The organism is Pediococcus acidilactici, assembly GCA_024970065.1.
In the GTDB taxonomy this organism is placed as follows: Bacteria; Bacillota; Bacilli; order Lactobacillales; family Lactobacillaceae; genus Pediococcus; species Pediococcus acidilactici_A.
In genome coordinates this window covers 1,170,451-1,191,225 of sequence record CP103908.1, presented here as the reverse complement: position 1 = coordinate 1,191,225, position 20,775 = coordinate 1,170,451, and the positions used below count along the sequence as shown (strand labels likewise).

The 20,775-nt window shown below is 40.4% G+C and carries 19 protein-coding genes and 1 tRNA gene; 15 read left to right on the top strand and 5 right to left on the bottom strand.

From position 1 onward, the window contains the following. Window positions 1-49: 49 nt before the first annotated feature. From rnz to NYR25_05520, 10 genes are all read left to right on the top strand, one after another. Window positions 50-976, top strand: coding sequence for a ribonuclease Z (gene rnz, locus NYR25_05565; protein UWF33073.1), 927 nt, complete (start codon window positions 50-52; stop codon window positions 974-976). 57 nt (window positions 977-1,033) lie between these two features. Further along, window positions 1,034-1,819, top strand: coding sequence for an SDR family NAD(P)-dependent oxidoreductase (locus NYR25_05560; GenBank protein ID UWF33072.1), 786 nt, complete (start codon window positions 1,034-1,036; stop codon window positions 1,817-1,819). A gap of 17 nt (window positions 1,820-1,836) precedes the next feature. Next, window positions 1,837-4,158: a single-stranded-DNA-specific exonuclease RecJ gene (recJ, locus tag NYR25_05555; GenBank protein ID UWF33071.1), complete on the top strand. Its 2,322-nt coding sequence runs from the start codon at window positions 1,837-1,839 to the stop codon at window positions 4,156-4,158. Next, window positions 4,159-4,677, top strand: a complete 519-nt coding sequence (locus tag NYR25_05550) for an adenine phosphoribosyltransferase (protein UWF33070.1) — start codon at window positions 4,159-4,161, stop codon at window positions 4,675-4,677. It abuts the gene before it with no gap. Window positions 4,678-4,884: 207 nt separating this feature from the next. Beyond that, the gene (locus tag NYR25_05545; protein UWF33069.1) at window positions 4,885-5,079 is read left to right on the top strand and encodes a hypothetical protein; all 195 of its coding nucleotides are present in this window, start codon (window positions 4,885-4,887) and stop codon (window positions 5,077-5,079) included. Window position 5,080: 1 nt separating this feature from the next. After that, window positions 5,081-5,962 carry an ABC transporter ATP-binding protein gene (locus NYR25_05540; GenBank protein ID UWF33068.1) on the top strand — a complete coding sequence of 294 codons (882 nt, stop codon included), beginning with the start codon at window positions 5,081-5,083 and terminating at the stop codon, window positions 5,960-5,962. A gap of 11 nt (window positions 5,963-5,973) precedes the next feature. Further along, a complete protein-coding gene (locus NYR25_05535) occupies window positions 5,974-6,750 on the top strand; it encodes an ABC transporter (GenBank protein UWF33067.1) in 777 nt (258 codons plus the stop codon). A gap of 324 nt (window positions 6,751-7,074) precedes the next feature. Beyond that, a complete protein-coding gene (locus tag NYR25_05530) occupies window positions 7,075-8,535 on the top strand; it encodes a catalase (protein UWF33066.1) in 1,461 nt (486 codons plus the stop codon). A 273-nt stretch (window positions 8,536-8,808) separates the two neighbouring features. Beyond that, window positions 8,809-9,987: an ArgE/DapE family deacylase gene (locus NYR25_05525; GenBank protein UWF33065.1), complete on the top strand. Its 1,179-nt coding sequence runs from the start codon at window positions 8,809-8,811 to the stop codon at window positions 9,985-9,987. A 276-nt stretch (window positions 9,988-10,263) separates the two neighbouring features. Next, window positions 10,264-11,589, top strand: coding sequence for a Na+/H+ antiporter NhaC family protein (locus NYR25_05520; GenBank protein UWF33064.1), 1,326 nt, complete (start codon window positions 10,264-10,266; stop codon window positions 11,587-11,589). Window positions 11,590-11,738: 149 nt separating this feature from the next. Here the strand turns inward: NYR25_05520 and NYR25_05515 are convergent, their stop codons facing one another. Next, a complete protein-coding gene (locus tag NYR25_05515; GenBank protein UWF33063.1) occupies window positions 11,739-12,335 on the bottom strand; it encodes a TMEM175 family protein in 597 nt (198 codons plus the stop codon). A gap of 222 nt (window positions 12,336-12,557) precedes the next feature. On the opposite strand from NYR25_05515, the gene NYR25_05510 reads away from it, so the two are divergent. Together NYR25_05510 and NYR25_05505 are read left to right on the top strand one after the other, a co-directional pair. After that, the gene (locus NYR25_05510; GenBank protein ID UWF33062.1) at window positions 12,558-12,806 is read left to right on the top strand and encodes a GlsB/YeaQ/YmgE family stress response membrane protein; all 249 of its coding nucleotides are present in this window, start codon (window positions 12,558-12,560) and stop codon (window positions 12,804-12,806) included. 195 nt (window positions 12,807-13,001) lie between these two features. Further along, window positions 13,002-13,385 (top strand): YxeA family protein, encoded by a 384-nt coding sequence (locus NYR25_05505; protein ID UWF33061.1) that lies wholly within the window; start codon window positions 13,002-13,004, stop codon window positions 13,383-13,385. A 110-nt stretch (window positions 13,386-13,495) separates the two neighbouring features. Here NYR25_05505 and NYR25_05500 read toward each other — a convergent pair whose 3' ends face one another. Next, entirely contained in the window at window positions 13,496-14,944 is a 1,449-nt protein-coding gene (locus NYR25_05500; GenBank protein ID UWF33060.1) for a hypothetical protein, read from the bottom strand. 384 nt (window positions 14,945-15,328) lie between these two features. Here NYR25_05500 and NYR25_05495 point away from each other — a divergent pair. The 3 genes from NYR25_05495 (at window position 15,329) to NYR25_05485 (ending at window position 17,920) form a co-directional block, all read left to right on the top strand. Beyond that, window positions 15,329-15,416, top strand: a tRNA-Ser gene (locus tag NYR25_05495). Between the two features lie 357 nt (window positions 15,417-15,773). Continuing rightward, window positions 15,774-16,883 (top strand): lactate oxidase, encoded by a 1,110-nt coding sequence (locus NYR25_05490; protein ID UWF33059.1) that lies wholly within the window; start codon window positions 15,774-15,776, stop codon window positions 16,881-16,883. A gap of 398 nt (window positions 16,884-17,281) precedes the next feature. Next, complete coding sequence (locus NYR25_05485; protein ID UWF33058.1) at window positions 17,282-17,920, top strand: carbonic anhydrase family protein; 639 nt, start codon at window positions 17,282-17,284, stop codon at window positions 17,918-17,920. A 701-nt stretch (window positions 17,921-18,621) separates the two neighbouring features. On the opposite strand, the gene NYR25_05480 is transcribed toward NYR25_05485, so the two are convergent. The 3 genes from NYR25_05480 to NYR25_05470 all read right to left on the bottom strand — a co-directional run bounded on the left by NYR25_05480 (window position 18,622) and on the right by NYR25_05470 (window position 20,396). After that, on the bottom strand, window positions 18,622-19,035 hold the full coding sequence (locus NYR25_05480; protein ID UWF33057.1) for a hypothetical protein: 414 nt from the start codon (window positions 19,033-19,035) through the stop codon (window positions 18,622-18,624). A 465-nt stretch (window positions 19,036-19,500) separates the two neighbouring features. Continuing rightward, on the bottom strand, window positions 19,501-19,767 hold the full coding sequence (locus tag NYR25_05475) for an SWEET family sugar transporter (GenBank protein ID UWF33056.1): 267 nt from the start codon (window positions 19,765-19,767) through the stop codon (window positions 19,501-19,503). A 119-nt stretch (window positions 19,768-19,886) separates the two neighbouring features. Beyond that, complete coding sequence (locus NYR25_05470) at window positions 19,887-20,396, bottom strand: DUF308 domain-containing protein (protein ID UWF33055.1); 510 nt, start codon at window positions 20,394-20,396, stop codon at window positions 19,887-19,889. Window positions 20,397-20,775: the final 379 nt, after the last annotated feature.

The following is a 20,775-nucleotide window of genomic DNA, read 5'->3' as shown; positions in this document are numbered from 1 at the left end:
AATTAAATTAAGTAAAAAATGGATGTTAAGGCAGTGTATAGGTGAAAGTATGCAACTTGAATTTTTAGGAACCGGTGCGGGAAGTCCCGGTCGTTTTAGAAACGTCACGAGTGTGGCATTGAAATTATTAGATGAAAGCAACGAAGTTTGGTTATTTGATTGCGGGGAAGCAACCCAGCACCAAATTTTAAAAACCAATATTCGTCCGCGAAAGATTGACAAAATATTTATCAGTCATTTACATGGGGACCATATCTTTGGATTACCTGGTTTTCTAAGTAGCCGGTCCAATCAAGGCGGCGATTCAGAACTAACCATTTATGGGCCGGTGGGCATTAAAGACTTTGTAATGACGGCACTGCGGATTTCAGAAACAAAGTTGGCTTATCGCATCCGGTTTATCGAAATTACTAAGGGCGGTAAACTTTTTGAAGACGCTAATTACGTGGTCGAGGCTGCTGAACTGGATCACCGGATCAAGAGTTATGGTTTTCGGGTGCGTGAAAAGGATCACCCAGGAGAACTTTTAGTAGATAAGCTAAAGGCAATGGCGATTCCGGCCGGCCCGATTTACGGTGAAATTAAGCAAGGCAAACAAGTTACTTTACCTGATGGAAAAGTGATTGATGGAAAAGATTTTATTGGTGAACCGCAACCGGGCCGAGTGGTTGCCATTCTCGGCGATACCCGGCAAACCGCGAACATTGAAAAACTAGCCTACCACGCGGACGTACTGGTCCATGAAAGCACGTTTGGTAAACAAGAGGGTAGTTTAGCAAGAAAATATTACCATTCTACAAATATGCAAGCGGCCCGGATTGCACAAAAAAGTCAGGTCGGACGGCTATTATTAACGCACATTTCGGCACGGTATACTGGTAAATTGGCTAAACAATTAGAAAAGGATGCCTGCACGATTTTTCCAAACACTAAAGTAGTGCAAGACTTCGACGAAATTGACATACCGCTTCCATAAGAGCCTGGGGTGGCTCGTTTTTTGAGGAAGCTAGCAAATAAAGGAGGATGATCTTTGATGAAAACTGCGGTAATTACGGGTGCCGGAAGCGGTTTAGGCCGGCAAATTGCAATTTTAAACTGTCCTTACTACGACAACTTAGTGCTTTTAGGCCGTAATTCAGATAAGTTGCGCCAAACTGCACGGGATTGTTTTAAATGTGGGGCCCGCCAAGTATTTACGCTTTCTTGTGATTTAACGCAGGAAACCCAAATTAAGGCAACCGGGCGCTGGATTCGTAGTCATTTAGGTTCTGTAGACCTGCTGGTAAATAACGCTGGATTAGGGTATTTTAAAACGTTGTTAAATCAAGATCATGCCGAAATTGACCGGACGTTGAATACCGATTTAACGGGGGCCATTAAGCTCACGCGAACTTTACTGCCACTAATGGTGGATCACGTTGGGCAACCCGCTGACATCGTGAACGTCGCTTCGATTGCTGGAAAAGTAGCTACTGCCAAAACTACTACTTACGCCGCTGCAAAATTTGGTATGGTAGGTTTTTCGAATGCTTTGCGGCTGGAATTAAAGCAGCGAAACGTGCGGGTGCACACGATTAATCCGGGTCCGATGGACACTAACTTTTTTAACATTGCCGATCCAAGTGGTAAGTATTTAAAGGGTGTACAAAGTTTTGTGATTAGTTCTGACCGGGTGGCGTGGCTAACTAGAAAAGCGATTGAGCAAAATCTTCGCGAAGTAAACGTTCCTAAAGTAATGGCTTTGGGAGCGGCATTTTATCAAATTTTTCCGCGTTTAGGTGACTGGGTGGTTAACAGCCCGATCATCAACCGGAAATAACTGGAGTATGTTATTTAATGAAAGAAAGTCGATTTAATTGGCAGGTTCCGTCGCTGCCCGAAGTGGATATTACCGATTTGGCGAAGGTGACCCGGTTAGAGCCGATCATTGTAAAGATCCTGGTCGCTCGGGGATACCAGACGGCCGAAGAAATAAACCACTTTTTAGCAACGGACCAAAGCATAGTTCACGATCCCTTTTTGTTGCACGATATGCAAAAAGCTGTGGAGCGGATCATGACGGCAATTGAAGCCAACGAGAAAATTTTAATTTACGGGGATTATGACGCCGACGGGGTGACAAGTACGACCATTATGTACGAAACCCTTGCCCAACTTGGCGCGGACGTAAATTATTTTGTGCCCAACCGCTTTAAGGACGGTTACGGTCCCAATCTAGCAGAATATCAGCATTTTATTAATGATGAGCAAGTTCAATTAATCGTGACGGTTGATAACGGAGTTGCGGGCAACGAAGCCATTGCGTACGCCCAAGAGCATGGTGTGGACGTGGTGGTAACCGACCATCACGAAATGCCGGCCCAATTGCCGAACGCCTTTGCGATTGTGCATCCACGCCATCCTGATGGTAATTATCCCTTTGGAGATTTATCGGGGGTGGGCGTGGCTTTTAAGGTGGCTTGTGCGCTCTTAGAAGAAGTGCCCGAAGAATTCTTAGATTTGTACGCAATCGGGACGATTGCGGATTTAGTTTCGATGACCGATGAGAATCGTTTTTTGGTTAAGTTGGGGTTGCAATTAATGCCCGAAACTTCGCGGATTGGTTTGCAAAAATTAATCGCGGTTGCCGGCGTAGAACCTAACCAAATTGATGAAGAAACCATTGGGTTCACCGTTGCTCCCCGGATTAACGCCGTTGGTCGTTTAGGGGACGCCAGTCAAGCAGTGGAATTACTGACGACTTTTGATGAAGAGCAAGCTGCTGCGATTGCCAAGGAAATTAATGCCACCAACACCCAGCGACAAGGATTAGTAAATGAAATCTACGAAATGGCGGTTCAAATCGCTAAAGATGAACAACATCGTGACCAACAAACGTTGGTAATTAGCGGTCACGATTGGCATCAAGGAGTCCTCGGGATTGTCGCCAGTCGGTTGGTAGAATTAACTAATAAACCAACCATCGTCTTAAGTGACCAAAACCATGATGGTTTATATAAGGGGTCCGGCCGTAGCGTGGTTGCTTTAAATCTTTTTGAAGCCTTAAATCCGGCTCGTGAACAATTTGAAGGTTTTGGCGGACACCATATGGCAATTGGAATTACCGTTAAAGAGGATAAATTGCCCGTTTTAGCAGCTCAACTTGAAAAAGGTGCAGAACAGGCGCAGCTCGATTTTCGGCAACGGCCCCAGTTAAAATTAGATGCTACGGTGGCCATTAACGAACTTTCTACCGACCTAGTGGCAAAAATTAAGCAACTTGGCCCCTTTGGAATGGACAATCCGGTGCCTAAGTTGGCGATCACTAACGTGCGGGCTACCGAAGTTAAGGCCATCGGGCAAAACCAAGCCCACTTAAAGTTTACCGCGGACCAAGATGGCCAACAATTGGCGGTAATTGCGTTTCAACGTGGGGAGATTGCGGATAAGCTAAGTCACTTGTCCAATACAATTGACCTCGCGGGAACCCTGAGCATCAACGAATGGCGGGGGAACGTGACGCTACAATTGATGGCTGAAGATCTGAAAATTAACGGTCTGCAAGTGGTTGACCAACGAACCACGAACTTGGCTAAGGATCTATTTTGCGAGGACCAACAGTACGTCTTTTTTAACCCTAAGCTATTAGACTTAATCGAAAAACAAAACTTAGGTCGGCAACTATACCTGTACGATTCGCCGGCAATTCAGCCGCAACGGTCCGTAGTGCTGGTTGATTGTCCACCAAACTTGGAAACCTTGCGGCAGGTCCTGCAAAAATGGCAACCGACCCAAATTACGACTTACTTTTTCCACCAGACTGATTACTACGCGAGCGGCATGCCGAGTCGGGCCGATTTCAAGTCAGTCTTTGCGACAATAAAACGACAACCCCTGACAAAAGCAGCATTGTTGCAGCTAGGAAAACAGTTAAAAATTGACCAAGAGAAGGTTAATTTTATGGTAAAAGTATTCTTTGAACTAAATTTTGTTAAAATGGAACAAGGAAAGCTTTTGGTAAATGATGCGGTTCAGCCCCATCAATTATCCGAAGCCCCAATCTATCAAAAACGCTTGGATTTAATCCAAACGCAAGAAAAATTACTGTATAGTAACGGTGATCAATTGGCAACCATGCTAACCCAGTTACTAAACGTTGAGAATGAGGGAGTGTCCTAAATGGCATTGGATTTACATGATTACATCGCAAGTATTCCGGATTTTCCAGAAAAAGGGGTTATTTTCCGGGATATTTCACCTTTAATGGGGAACGGAGAAGCTTTCCAGGAAGCAACTAACCAAATTATTGATTTTGCTAAAGAAAAAAAGGTTGAAATGGTCGTTGGACCTGAAGCGCGCGGTTTTATCGTTGGCTGCCCAGTAGCATACGCACTGGGGGTGGGATTTGCACCCGCTCGGAAGAAGGGAAAGCTGCCAACTGAAACGGTTAAGGCTTCTTATGGTCTTGAATACGGAAAGTCAGCACTTTACTTAGAAAAGACCGCAATTAAACCAGGCCAACGGGTTTTAATTACTGACGACTTGTTAGCGACTGGTGGAACCATCGCCGCAACCATCAAGTTGGTTGAGCAACTTGGTGGCATTGTAGTCGGAACGGCCTTTTTGATTGAGCTAAAAGATCTCCATGGTCGCGAAAAGATAAAAGACTACGATATGCTTAGTTTAATGGAATACTAAAATTAATCATGACTTATCGTTAAAACGGGAACTAATTCGAAATGGATTGGTTCCCTTTTTATTTGGAAAAATTTCCTTATATAGCGGAAGAGAGTCGGCCACGCAGGTTTAAAAAATGATTTTTTGAAGAAAAAGCTCGCTAATGACCCAACGTCATCATTTATAAAGGAGGTAAGCAATTGATTTTTATTTAAAGGAGTGCCAACAATGGTTAATTTAAAAATTATTATCCCGTTAATTTTAGTGGCGGGAGCTTACCTATTTTGGATTATTGGCGATATTTTCCGAATTCCCCGTACCCGTTACTTACCGAAGTGGGGTTGGATAATAGTAGTGTTGGGGATAATCCCGGTAGGTGGGATTGCATACTACTTATTAGAGCGCCGAGAAGGGGGTTGGTAAAATGAGTAATTTGGTGGATATACGTAATCTAACGGTTCGATTCAAAGATTTTTATGCTTTAAAAGACGTAAGTGGAACAATTACCGACCAGCCGGGAGTGGTGGGGTTAATTGGACCTAACGGGGCAGGAAAAACAACCCTTATTCGCGCAATTTTTGGTCAGGAACCCGTTGAACGAGGGCAAATTTTAGTTAATCAACGAACTAAGTTAGCGTATTGCCCCGACACTCCCGAATTTGAAAATTATTTAACTGCTCGGGAAGTCTTACAACTGTCACTTCGTTTAGGAAACCAACCCGTAGATTTAAACCAACTTGATGAGGCCTTAGTCCAAGTAGGGTTAAGCGAACACCAAAACCGGTTGGTGGGAGGATTTTCCCGTGGAATGAAGCAAAGGCTAGGGATTGCGGCAGCAAATATTTTACAGCCACAATTATTATTTTTGGATGAACCAACTAGCGCACTGGATCCGTTTGGACGACAAGCAATGTTGCGATTAATTAGTAAATTGGCACACACTACGACGGTAGTAATTTCTAGTCACTTACTTAACGATATTCAACAAATTGCCGAACGGTTACTGGTGCTTGACCATGGAAAAATGATTTTTTCGGGCTCATTGACAGAGTTCATTGCACATTCGGACGACACAATTGAGGTGCTGGTTAAGTCGGCGACAGCTAAAGCGCGGGTAGTCACGGCCTTGAAGCAACGCCACATAACGGTAAAAGAAATTCAACAACACCAGATCGAATTTTCGAGCGAGAACTTTAAAACGGGATTGGCTGTTTTGGGTACGTTAACGGACGACGTGGTCGCGATTAAACGCAGTAATCAGGACCTTTACCATGCTTTTGAGCGGAAGGTTCACCAAAATGTCTAGGAGGTAGTGTAATGAAGTTGGAACTACGACAATGGAGGCGTAAACAACGCTTGGTTTTGATGCTCCTTATTGCAGCGTTGATGGGGCTAGTAGCTCCCTTAACGGCGTATTACAGTAACCAACTGGTTCAAAAATTTGGTGAAGGAAATGTGGCCAGCATTCAATTACCAGCACCTACTTGGGATAGTTTGCTGGCTTCTTATTTTCAAAGTACGGAGCAAGTCGTGTTATTTATTATGGCGTATTTAGTTGCGGATGCCTGCACATTAGGAAAAAATCCGGCGCGGCAATTTTTCTACCTCTCCCGAGCGAAAAAAGCGAGCACAATCTACTTTCCTAAAATCGCGGCAGGCTTACTCTGCGCTCTTCTAAGTTCAGTAATGGGAGCTGGCATGGCTCTTTATGTAGATTGGGTTTGCTTCAGTGGCACGATCCACTTTGAACTTGTGTTGCCAAGTTTAATGTTAGAAATAATGGGAATTTTGGGTAGCGTTATTTTAGCAAGCACGGTGGCAATATATTTATCCGCTCCTTTTTTAGCAGCGGGATTAATTGAAATTACGGTGTTGGTCAGCAGCTTGGTTAGTCAGCTTAGGGGATTTGCGAAATGGTCACCTACCATTTTTTTGAACCCTGTGAAATGGCTGTCCCAGCCGGTTTATTGGGCGGATTTGTGGCGCCCCCTTTTAATTTGGGGAATTTTAGTGGGCGGAGGCCTGTTTTTAATTGCGGTTAAACCACTCCAACACCGGCAAGCAATGCACTCAGTTGAGGAAGGGGAAGGATGATCGCAGATTAGATTAGGCACGCAAGGGAACTTCCTTAGCTAAAAAAATAACCAGCGCGTTAGAATAGCCATAATCTGCGGCTTGGTTAACTGAAAAGCGCGGGAGTTATTACTGTTCAATAAGCCTTAAAGTTGGATAGGTCAAATTTGTAGGTTAAGTATAAAATGCTTACGATGTTGGACAATTTGCCTTAATTAGTACTTTAAGTGGGAGACGGATTGCTTTTTTAGGACTCCGGGTGGTGTTATAATTCGTAGCAAATAACGTTATTAGTTTTATTAAATAGTAGATCTACTAAAATTTTTAGAGAAGGGTCGAATAGAAATGTCAGAAAAATTAACAACGGAGGCTGGACAACCGTGGGCTAATAACCAACATACGCAAACTGCTGGGAGTCGGGGTCCAGTATTGATGCAAGACTACGACTTACTAGAAAAATTAGCCCATTTTGATCGAGAACGGATCCCTGAACGGGTCGTGCATGCTAAAGGAGCGGGTGCAAAGGGATATTTTGAGTTAGAAAACGACATGAGCCCCTATACTAAGGCTGACCTCTTCAACGGGGTTGGCAAGCGAACTCCTCTGATTGTGCGTTTTTCCCAAGTTGCGGGAGAAAAAGGCTATCCAGACACGGTCCGCGATGTACGTGGGTTTGCGGTAAAATTTTATACTCAGGAAGGTAATTACGATATTGTCGGGAATAATACGCCCGTCTTCTTTGTAAACGACCCCCTCAAGTTTCCCGATTTTATTCATTCTCAAAAGCGGGATCCCCAAACTAACCGCCGCACTCAGGATATGCAGTGGGATTTTTGGGCTCACTCACCAGAGTCATTGCATCAAGTTACTTATTTAATGGGTGACCGAGGTTTACCGGCGTCTTATCGGACGATGAACGGATATGGCTCCCATACTTTTAAATGGGTTAACCAAAAAGGTGAAGTGTTCTGGGTAAAATACCACTTCATTTCCGACCAAGGCGTTAAAAACATGACGAACGAGGCTGCAGCCGAGGCCACTGTTAAAGACACTGACTATCTACAAGATGACTTATATGATGCCATTGCGCAGGGCGATAACCCTTCATGGACGCTCTACGTCCAAATTTTACCTTATGAAGCGGGACTCCATTACAAATGGGATATTTTTGACGTGACTAAGGTGGTTTCCCATAAGGATTATCCGTTAATTAAGGTTGGAAAGATGGTGCTAAATGAAAACCCAGCTAATAACTTTACGGACGTGGAAGAAGCGGCCATGTCCCCCGCTAACTTAGTTCCTGGCATTGAAGCTTCCCCAGATAAGTTGTTACAAGGCCGTCTATTCTCGTATAAGGACACGCAAAGATACCGCCTGGGCGTAAATTTTGAAGATTTACCAATCAACCGACCGGTGGTGCCCGTGCATAATTATGAACGGGATGGTGCAATGAGGGCTACACAAGGACCAGAAGTAAATTATGAACCTAACTCCTTTGATGGGCCTACTGAAGATCAGAAGGCTGCTATTGAACCTTTCAAAGTGGAAGGGGAGGCCAAAGCTCAGCCTTACGAATATCAGATTGACTATACGACTCAGGCTGGCGATTTATATCGTTTAATGTCCGCAGCTGAAAAAGACCGGTTGATCGATACGATTAAGGGCGCCTTAGGTCAGGTTAAATCAGATGAAATTAAACGGCTAGAAATCAAGCAGTTTTATGGTGCTGACCATGATTATGGGGAACGAGTTGCAAAAGCTTTAGGCATGGATATCAATAAAATTGTTGGTGAAAATGAACGTTGAGGGTTATTTGGCATTAATTAAAAATTAGCGTAACTAGTTAATAAATATTGAAGAGGCTTTGATCACTAAGGTGACGAAGCCTCTTTTTGCGGAATGATTTTTTTAGAAGATGAGTTCTCTTCCTTTAATGATACCGAAGAGGTAAATGAAAAGAGTCTGAAACTCTAGTTCTAGAAAGGGGGTTCCTTGTAAATTAACGGGCATTAGTGATAAAATGCACTCAATTAATGATGAAGACGCTTTCGTTAAATTGTGCACACAAGGAGGAACAAAATGGACATTGAATTAAAACGACCAGTGTTTACGGAGTCGGATTGTATAAAAATTTTAGGCGATTTAATTGCGATTAATTCCACCAATGACCATGAAATCACGGTGGCAAAGTACCTACAAAAACTACTGAAGCAAAACGGGATTGATGCAAAGGTCCTTCGCTATAATGATACCCGAGCAGATTTGTTGGCAGAAATTGGTTCGGGAAGTCCGGTTCTTGGAATTTCAGGACATATGGACGTGGTTGACCCGGGAGAAGTTTCCGAATGGACTAGCGACCCCTTTAAGTTAACGGAACGCGGTGGTCGCTTGTACGGTCGTGGTGCGGCAGATATGAAATCAGGTTTGGCAGCTTTAGTAATTGCTTTAATTGAAATTAAGCAAAATCACCTGTTAAAAAGGGGAACCATCCGGTTGATGGCCACCTTTGGCGAAGAGGTTGGTGAAGAAGGTTCCCAAAAAATTGCTGAAATGGGGCTAATGGACGACGTTGATGCGCTGGTAATTGGCGAACCGAGTGGCTATGATCCCGCGTTTTCACATAAGGGTTCTCTGGACATTAGGTTAACTTCTAAAGGAAAATCCGCACATAGCTCAATGCCAGAGGATGGTCAAAACGCAATTGACCCGCTGATTGAGATTTTGCATACGGCCAACCACCATTTTCGCGATACTGTGGTCGAAAATGAATTACTCGGACCGTTGACCTTTCACACCACCATCTTCAAGGGCGGGAACCAAGTTAATTCAATTCCAGCGGCGGCCGAAGCTGAAATTAACGCGCGGACAATTCCAGAATTTACTAACCAACGGGTGATCGACGACCTCCAGAAAATGGTCAACAAGCAAAATGAAGTGGGAGCACAAGTAAAATTGGAAGCTTACATGACCCAGGATGCAGTGAAAACAACCGGGAAGAATCGGTTAATGGAACTGATTCAACAAGTGGGTGGTGAATTCTGCGGCGCACCAATTAAGCCGGGAGCAATTCCGGCGGTAACCGACGCGTCTAACCTGCTTCGGGATAAAGACGAAAGTTTTCCCTTTGCGATTTGGGGACCGACCGGTGACGGAGTTCATCAAGTAGATGAGTATGTTGAAAAAGAAATGTACTTGAATTTCATTAAGATGTATATTGCGGTATTTTCACAGTATCTCACATCGGCAGACGAAAGTTAGATAAAGCAATGAGTAAAACGGGGCAAGCGGGCCTCGTTTTTTTATTGGAAAATTAGCTGGCAGAGCGGTGATTACCCGCTTTTTAAGGACTGATAACCAATGGTTTAGTTAAAATAGGGGTAAAAACCTGGGCCTACCTGTTACAGAGGGCTTTTATTTGAAAAATTTACTTATTAATGGTAACCTCTAACTTTAGTTTAGTAGTTATGTTAATTGAACGGGATTTTGGTATTATAGATAGGTGCTAAACCAATAAATGTTTAAGGGGATTTGAGAATGGAAAAGAAAACGCGCAAAGATTATGGCGCGGCTGGTTTGTTACCGTTACTGATTTTTTTGGTGCTGTACGTAGGCTGCTTAGCAGTCTTTACGATTAAAGGTGCCAAAGATCCGTCTTCGTACATGCCACGGCAGGTAGCAATTTTAGTGGCGTTATTGTTTGCTTTAATTTTCTTCGAACCGCGGGCAAAGTTTGCTAAGAAAATGAACATCTACCTAAACAATGCCGGAAATGCGGGAGTAATGAACCTTTCTTTAATTGTAATGATGGCCGGAGGGTTTTCTTCGGCCGTGGCAATTTCGGGAGGGCAATCTTCAATCGTTAACTTAGGAACTTCGTTGATTCCAAGCCAATTTTTGGTACCGGGGATCTTCCTGATTGCGGCAATCATTTCGCTATGTATTGGAACCTCTACGGGGACGATCGTAACCATGGCGCCAGTGACCTTTTCACTAGTGGCAGCGGCGCACTTAAACGCTGGAATGGCTGGTGCGGCAGTAATTACCGGATCATACTTTGGAGACGGGCTCTCAATGATCGGTGGGACTACCATTTCAGCGGCAGCGGGAGTCGGCGCTAGAATGCGTGATAAGTTTTTATGGCAAATTAAAATTGCCGTTCCAGCAGCGGTAATCACGATTATTATTTATACTTTAATGAGTTTGAATAATAGTAGTGCTAGTAATATCCATGCTGGTAGCTATAACGTAATCACCATTTTGCCTTACCTGATAGTTTTAGTTTTGGCAGTTATGGGGATGGACGTGGTGCTAGTGCTGGCTTTGGGTACCGTAATGGCCAGCGCAATTGGGATGGCATTGGGTAAAGCCTCCCTGTTTGCATGTGCAAAGGCGATTGGTAGTGGAATGGAAAGCATGTTCTGGCTAGCAATCTTTGCAATGATGGTCAACGGAATGGTTGCGTTAATGCGTCACTACGGTGGAATTGATTGGATGGTCCACGTGTTCACGCGGCATATCAGAAGCAAGGCGAGCTGTGAAGCTCTTATTGGAATTCTAAGTTTCTGTGTTACCGGAGCAATCGTTAATAACAACATTTCGGTTTTGATTACTTCACCAATTGCTAAGGAACTGGGCGACCAATACCAAGTTGATAAAAAGGTGCTTGCTGGGGTAATTTCTATTTTTGCGGTAACGGCCTCCATGGTTATTCCCCAAGACTCTGCAATGATGATGACCCTGCAACTTGCAGGCAAGAGTACGAACTACTTGGATTTGATTCGATACATGGTTTACCCGGTAGTCTTGATGGGCTTAACGTTTATTGTTAACTACTTCAACGCAAGACGTTCTGCAGCCTAGAAATATTTACTAAATAATTTTATAAAAGATACCTAAAAAAACCACCTGATTAATTTCAAGTGGTTTTTGTGTGTCTAGGATTAATTTGCTGCGGTAAACCGCTTCGCGTTTTAGGAATAGTTTTACCTAAAAATTCAGGGTCGAACTTTTTAAAATAATTTATCACTATCGTCATTATTCCAGATTGCAAAGGCCAGTATTTGCCACAAGACTACTGCTAGTAAGAATTCAGGTTTGAAAACTAAAATAATGATCAACAAGACGGTCTGAATTAGCATATATTTTACGTTGGTGAGGTATTGGTAAATTTTCATTTTCCTAATATCGTGCGCTTTTTTATATTGTTTCCTTTTCAGGTCGTCATTAGAAATCACGTAGCTTAATATGAGGTAAGCGGCGGTCCAGATGTAAAAGACGATGGCGTAAAAGATTTCGGGACCCTGGGCTTTTAAGTCTCGCCCAATCCAGGCGGTTGCCATGGGGATAAAGGAGGTCGTGAACATCCAGAAATTATTTGCCCAATAGACTCTTTTAGAAATTCCCGAAGTTTTACTAAACATGTAGTGGTGGCTGTACCACGCAACTCCAATAAGTAGATAACCAACGGTATATGAAAAGAGATATGGCAGTTCGCTTAAAATAGCACTCAGTTGGTTAGAATTGGGCACTTTAAGTTCTAAAATCATAATTGTTAAAATTATTGCTAAGACTGCGTCAGTAAATGCTTCAACTCTTGCTTTATTCATCGTAATTTCCTTTCTTGCCTAATAAAAATTATACAGCACAAAGGAATTTTTGCTAATGATTCCATCTTTATGTGAAATTATTGGTCGTGCAACACTATTGCAGCGGCAAACTATTGTGGTTACTTTGACGGGTGATTTTTTACAAAAGTTGGGTACAGTGCATATTATTTGTATATAAAATGAACATTTGTTACTATTAGTGCAATGAAGGGGGGCGTAATAATGGGAATTATTTGGACATTAATTGTAGGAGCTATTATTGGTGCAATTGCTGGTGCGCTTACTAGCCGTGATTTACCAGCTGGTTGGATTGGTAACATCGTTGCTGGTTTAGTAGGTGCTTGGTTAGGCCAAAGTTTACTAGGAACTTGGGGACCATCCTTAGCTGGAATGGCACTGATTCCTTCGATCATCGGAGCTGTAGTACTAGTAGCCGTTGTATCTTGGTTCCTTCAAAGCCGTAAGAATTAGCAATTTTTAGTTATTTATATTTTAAATAGGGACGATCCGCAGGGGTCGTCTTTTTTTATGCTAGAAAAAGATTTTATTCGCCGGAACACTTTGGACAACGTAGGTCATTATTTTTGTAATGATAAATCGAAAAATGGTATCATTTCTTACAAATATTAGACGTTTGATAACGGCTTACTAGATAGGAGAATATAAATGAGAGATGCAGGGCGAGTTTTAGCGATTTTAGTTGCGGCAGTGGTGATTATTTTTGGGTGGAAGTACTATCAGGACAATTATCAAGCGGAAACAGCGTACGCAGTGGTGCCGAGTGAGGTTCCAGCTAAAAAACAAGCTACCGACGACAGCGGCAAGAAAATATCTGGTGTGCATGCTTACGACTATAAATTTGAGTTTGTTTTAAAAAATGGCGAAAAGCGTACGTTAGATTATGAATTAACGGGAGAAAAGGTTAAACCGTTTACACCTAACGCAACCGTAAAGGCAGATATTTCGAAAAAACGGGTGGTCAAGGGACCTAACGAAGTCAGCAAAGATAAAGTGCCTAGCAACGTGCAAGAAATCTTGAAAATTGACTAGGAATGCCTGAAAATGTTGGTTAATAAGCAGTTAACAAAGACATAAAACATGTAAAATTCTTTTATTTATCATAAAAAGGTCGTCAGATTTTCTGGCGACCTTTTTGCTGGTTATTTAAAAAATTGATTAGCTTTGGTTGAACGGATTTCTTTGATAATGGTAATTAGGTTGGTCCAATCGGATACCGTCGGAAAGGACTTCCAAATCAGTTGGGGGATTTTAATCTTATAAGAGTACGTGTCGGATAAGAAAAGATCCGACTTTGGCTCTAGATGGTTGGTTAAAATTACGTTTTTTCCATACAGGGATTTTAATGTATTATCCACGTACTGAGAATATAAACTTCCCCTCGAAAAATCAATTACCACGCGCACGCGGTCACGACTGTACTTGGGAGGGATGTTATTGACCAAAGCTAGCATGTACCCATAATACAGGTTATATTTGTTAAGGTGGTACGCCTGGACTTCCGGTTGCTTAGCAAGATTTTGCCAAAATCGGCGGATTAAAATATCGAACGTGGGATAATTTTCTTGTAAAGTATGCACCGATTTTTTATAAGTGGCATCTAGTAACTCCGCGTAATAAGAGAATAGTTTCAAGTTAACGTTGGTAAGGTCCCTTCTTAAGGCTTGTTCGACTTCTGCAGGAAATTCTACTAATACATTAAAAGTCTTTAGCCAGGTCAAAAAATCGTCCGTGATTTGGTTAATTAGTTGGTAATTGAATGCCGCTTTTGGCACGCCAACGTAGTCTAAGTACTCTTGATTTAATAAAAAACCGTACAAAAAAAGCATTTCCGAATTGGTTAACTTAAAATGCCAACCTAGGGTTTGCTTTAAAACTCGGTAGATTTGGTCGTAGCGCTGATCCTTAAAAAGATTGGGTGCCGTAAGACGGACGTACTTATGATTATTGTGGCGCAATATCCAAATCCGTAAAAATATTGATAATTTGAACTTTTCTCCGTGTTGCAATTGGTGGTTAAAAAAGGGTTTTAAAGCATCAAAAATTCCATTAATTAAAGGATCTAATTCTGGAAAAGGCTCTTTTAAACCCTTATAGATTTGTTCGTATAACTCAATTATCTCTAGTCGAATTTGAAACTCACGATCTTTGTCAGTTTGGATATCTAAACTATCAAACTCGTCCGTGAGTAATTGCTTAACTAAGGTTAGCTGACGATAAAATACGGCGCGGCTCGAGAATGCTTTGGGGATGTACTTTTTAGGCGTAATTAAATCGTTATAAAACAATAAGTACTCCATAGCTCGAAAAGAAGTGGAACGTTCAATATAATAAAGCTTGATTTTGTCGACCACAATTTGGAAAAGGTTATGACTATCCCACATTCCCTTATAATTTTTTTCACTGATAAAAACACTTTGGTCATTTGCAGTAATAGCTTGTAAATCAGCGTTTAATGTTGCAATGGAAGCCTCAATTTTATACGGTGTCGTATTAAAAATTTCAGCTAACGAGGAGGTGCTGATTGGTTTTACATTGTTTTGACTAAAAAATTGTAGCAGTTGGTAAGCAAGCAAATCGCGCTTGTTCATTAATTTGGTAGAATCTATGGTTAGCTCCTCCTTAAGACTTACTATTACATATAATTATACACGATAAATACGGTATCAACGAAAAATGTTTTCGATATCGGAGATTTTGGCGAAGTTGTTTTACGCTAGTTAACGAAGTGTTTGAAAAATGATACTAAATAAACTTAATAAAGGAATAAAGTTTGGTGGTTTTTACTTAGGGAATGGGAAGGATATGTTAAATGATGAAAAACCGCTAAGGAGTCCGGTTAATTGAAATTAGGTTTTTCACAAAATAGTTAATAGGGTGGCTGTTTTTACCAAGAAAGGTCCCGATAAAATTTAAAAAAATATTTGATTGGTGTTGCGGGTTAATAATTCATCTGATATAATAACTTCTGTTATGGAGAGTTGGCAGAGTGGTAATGCACCGGACTCGAAATCCGGCGAACCGGCTAATACCGGCGCGCAGGTTCAAATCCTGTACTCTCCTTTATAGGTACCATTAGAGCAATATACGAAAAATAGAAATGTCGATATATCGGCATTTCTATTTTTTTATGTCTAAAAAGGAAATTGTTTTGCATAGTAATGATATTTAATGCCATCGCTGTAACGCAATTACCGGTGTGCTCGTGTTACACATGTTTAAGTGCTACGTTTAGGGTTATCTCTCCGATTTTTCTCTAGAAAGTATGGTTAGTAGTTCAAAAACAAATTAACACTTGCATTTAACTGCCAATCTACTTACAATAAGTAAGTGAAATGATGAGTGGCAATGAATTATCAGCGTATTCTTTGTCATGAAGGCATTTTAGAACAGTTAGATTTTTAATCGGGGGGATATATCATGACAATGATTAATGGATATGAACAAAGTGATCGGGAAGAAAAAATAGATATTTTGAATTTGGAATCCTTAGAAGAAAGGGCTGAGGAAATAATTCCAGCAGGCGGGTTTGGTTACATTGCTGGTGGTTCTGAGGATGAATGGACCTTAAAGCAAAATAGAATGGCGTTTCATCACCGACAAATTGCCCCAAAGGCCTTAAGTGGGATTGAAAAGCCAGAACTGAACACTGAAATTTTCGGAATCCCTTTAAGTACTCCGATAATGATGGCACCGGCTGCCGCACAAGGGTTGGCACACTCTCAAGGAGAAAAAGACACTGCGCGCGGGCTTGCGGCCGTTGGTGGACTAATGGCCCAAAGTACCTATTCATCAGTTTCTATTGCTGAAACTGCTACTGCTGGAGGAGATGCTCCCCAATTTTTCCAGCTGTACATGAGTAAGGATTGGAACTTTAATGAAAGTCTATTAGACGAGGCTAAAAAGGCCAACGTTAAGGCAATTATTTTGACGGTCGACGCCACCGTCGACGGTTACCGAGAGGCTGATATAAAAAATAAATTTACGTTCCCGTTACCAATGGCGAACTTAATTAAGTTTTCCGAAGGAAACGGTCAAGGAAAGGGAATTGAAGAAATATATGCATCTGCCGCACAAAATATCCGGCCGGAGGATGTTAAGCGAATCGCTGATTATACGAATTTACCGGTAATCGTTAAGGGAATTCAAACCCCTGAAGATGCTATCAGAGCAATCGATGCGGGAGCCGCTGGAATTTACGTATCCAACCATGGGGGCCGACAATTAAACGGAGGTCCTGCTTCCTTTGACGTCTTGGAGGATATTGCTACCGCAGTTAACAAACAGGTGCCAATTATCTTTGATAGCGGCGTGCGTCGCGGTTCGGATGTATTTAAAGCTTTGGCCAGCGGAGCGGATTTAGTTGCCTTGGGCCGTCCAGCAATTTATGGACTGGCCTTGGGTGGAGCTAAGGGAGTACAGTCGGTATTCGAACATCTAAACCATGAACTGGAGATTGTTATGCAATTGGCCGGTACTAAGACAATTGAAGATGTTAAAAATACTAGTTTGCTAAACATCAAATATTAGACGATTAAATTTTCAATTTCGGGTTTAATTATGAAAAATATGTAATTGATCAACCAGTTTACGCCATTTGTATTTAAGGACTTTATGGCCGTTGCCTACCCCGATGAGCGGTTAATTATCTCAACTGGGATTGTTGGTGGCCTTTAAGAGAGGAAAACCTGTCTTAGTGACTAAGGAAACCATAATGCAACACGGCATTAACAGAGTCTAGTAATTTTTGAATAGCTTAATATCAAGAAATACCTAGCCTATCTGATAAATTTGGTCAGATAGGCTTTTTGGTTGTTTGTATTCGATTATTACAATTGATAGCATTAATCTAATTAAAAACGGGAAGAATTTTCCTTTTGATTTTTAAAAATTAGCTTCAGGCGATTGATTTGAAGAAGGGGTTAACAATGCGAAAACTAAACTATGATCATCAAGACCAGTGGGAAAAGGAAGCACGGATGACACAATCACCAATCCTAATTGAAACGGCTAAGCTAGTGGGCCAGCAAAATAAGGTGCTTAGGAAGACCCAAACGTACGTTGCCACGAAGGTAAGGAATAATTATAATAACTTGTCTATCACAGCTGATGGGGAAATTAAATCTGAGCAACGGCGCTTTCAGTTAGCGGAAGTCCATTTCCATCATCCAGCCGAGCACTGTTTTGCAGGCGAAGCTGAGCCACGAGTTTTAGAAGCGCACTTTGTCCATTATGGTAGTCTAAAGCAACCGCTGGTGCTTAGCGTTACCTTTAAAATGGGTCCTAAAAATGAGGTGTTCGAAAAAATATTAAAGTCTATGGAAACTGAAAAAGTGACCCAACCGATAATTTTGGATGGCCTGATCCCCAAAGATGGTAATTTTTATCGGTATATCGGTTCCCTAACAACTCCTCCATTGACTGAGGGTGTGGAGTGGTTAGTATTTGAAAAGGCCCAAACGATTGATTTACAGCAGTTTAACCGATATACAGCCGTATTTAGCACGCCCAATAACCGAGCGTTGCAAAAATTGAACAACCGTGCTGTCGAAAAGTATAAACTCTAAAAGTTAGTTTATCAATTACTAATTACTTGGTTATTTTTGTCTACTCTTAGTCCAAATATTTTTAATTGGAGTATCTAGTAAATTAAGTGCAAAAAAATATAGATTCTCGTGGATACAAAACTAGATAAATTGTGAAGAACAAATTTCAGAAATTTCGAATGCAATATGTGGCTTCGTTTCTCTAAAATATGTACATAACTTAAATAACCTAATTAATTAAGCTTGATTTCAAGATGGTTATCTACGATTACTATTAGTAACAACTATACATTGAATTTTACTTTTGTAATAGTAACGCCAATAACGTTTGTAGCGCTACCCTTTTAAATTTAGTATTGAGGTGATAATTATATGGGTGTATTCATTTTCTAAGCGTAATCTTTAAGAACAGCGCTCTCAATATAACTAAACTCCATGTACTATCTGCTCAGTTTAATACACAAAATATTTATCTTACTGGTATAAGTTGTTCCGATTTTAACTAGACTATATAAAAAGAGTAATCAAAATGTATTTTTGATTACTCTTGCTTTAGGATGTTTTATAGAGACCAAATAAAAAAACTTTTTAGAAATCGCTTTTTATTTGATTGTTTGAAAGTGCTATATACTGGTATGGGCTACTTTTTATACTTTAATAAACAATATCTAAAGCAACATATGAATTTTTGCAATACAATTAACAAGCAAAATAGCACGATATTACCTTGTGGGTCGTTGTAAAGAAGAGAACACTGCTGCAACAATTAAAGTTACAATAGAAGTAGCTCGCAAGGTTCCACCAAGGAAACAGTCAATATTTCCAATAATTCCTAAAATAGGACCAACAATAGATATACCAGATTCTTTATTTTCAAACATAGCCTTTGTGTTCAAAATTAAGCCTATTATTACAAGCAAAAAAAGGCAGAAGGAAATAATTTTAGCTATACTGATGGAAGGTATATTGAAAATAAATGAAACAAATTCCAAGAAATCATTAGCAGAACCATAATTTTGATCCAAAATATTACTTTTATTTAAAAGTGTATTAATTAAAATTGATTCAGAAATAAATAAAAAATGTATATTTACAATATCAGATATGGCAGACCAAATATTAGTTTTAATTTTCATTTTGCGAAAAGACTCCTTGTTAAATTTTTATCTTATGAAGATACCCTTTTTAAGGCACAACATGCAATATTATATCATTTGTCGTATAGTGTTTGTAGTTGGTTTGATAATCTACAACGTAGATGTTAAAAGCTTTTACTTTAAAAAATTAAGATGAGCCAAGATTCGTAATAACTAGCCAGTGTTCCAAGATGCAGTTGATTTTTTATTGAATAATAGAGTAAAGAATTGACGAAAGTACCATAAATTTTATCTGGGTATAATTAACTAAGATGGAATATGTAGGTGGTAACATCGTGAAAATTTATTTTCTATATTTAAGTGTGAACAGAAGTGTTAGAAAAATTGCAGGAATTTTAATTCATAAAAAATGACTGTTCTAACCTAAAACTCAAAAAAGTGACTAAATCCCGTCAACTACAAGGGATTAGTCACTTTTTAGTTAAGGTCAAAAATATTTAAAAATTAATGTAGTGCCGTGTAGAACGTGAAGAATCCCAGGAAAATGCCGGGAACGTTAGCCACAATAATTGGCCAGTCGCGTTCGGCCTTAAAATAGCCATAAATTGTCCAAACGGTGCAGTTGATTCCAGCAACTAACGGCTGAATGGGATTGCCATAATCGCCATTCATGTTGGAGATTATTTGGGGGATGTACGAAACGTACATCAATACGGAAAGCACGGAAGCCATCCGACCGATAACTCGAATAACCTTAGTTTCTTCTTGCAAAAAACTCATCTCCTAAAACGACTTAGCTTTTAAAGTCATCAATGTTTGGACTTATTCCCGTACACAGAATCGAACTGCGTCTAGTCACCAGAACGGGAATCGGCATTTAATTTAGCAAATTAAATTGAGTGAATAATCGCACCAATCCCAGTAATCATAAAGAATAATCCTACTAGGTAATAGATTGATAAGATTGAAAAGGCGGGATAAATCAATAAAAGAACACCTAAAATAATGCCAATTACGGATAAAATCACGTCAACCATAAAATACTTTTCGTTAACTAACTTGATAATGTTCGAAAGCCATAACGATATTATTGAATCCATCAAGAACATAATTGCAAACGAAATTGCGACAAATAGAATGCCAAACTTTCCGTTGAACAACATTAAAATTCCGATAATAATGTCAACGACCGCGTTAAAAACGACCCATCCAGAATTTTCTAAAGCACCTCTAAGAACGGTTAACTTGTAAATCCCGGACAAAATTGCGGTAATTGCTGCAATAACGACTACCGCACTGAAGGTTGCTAGGGGATTTCTTAAAGAAATGACTGCAACGAAAATACTTAAGATCCCGACGACAAACATAAATGGATCAAATCTGTCCAATAACTTATTCATATAAAATTCCTCCCAATAATGTACAGCTTTTATAGACATCAGATTGTTGGTCGTAAATCAAATAATGCTATAAAAATTGATTTCGGTGTAATTTTACACTTGTGGGTTAACCTTATGAAAAATAATTTGATTTTAACCCGTATTATACAAGCAAATAATAAATAAAAAAAGAAAAGTTAACTGGTTTTGATTAATTATCTCTTATGCTAAACATACAAAAAAACCCGCAATTGCGGGCTGATTTAGTAAACTTAAAATGATGTAGGCGCGGAGGACATTATGCCCCAAAATACCTTAATTAAGTTATTAAGGTAATTCTGGTAGTTAATTAATTAAAATTTTAAATCATACTTGCTGAAATCTTTTTAGGAAGGTGATC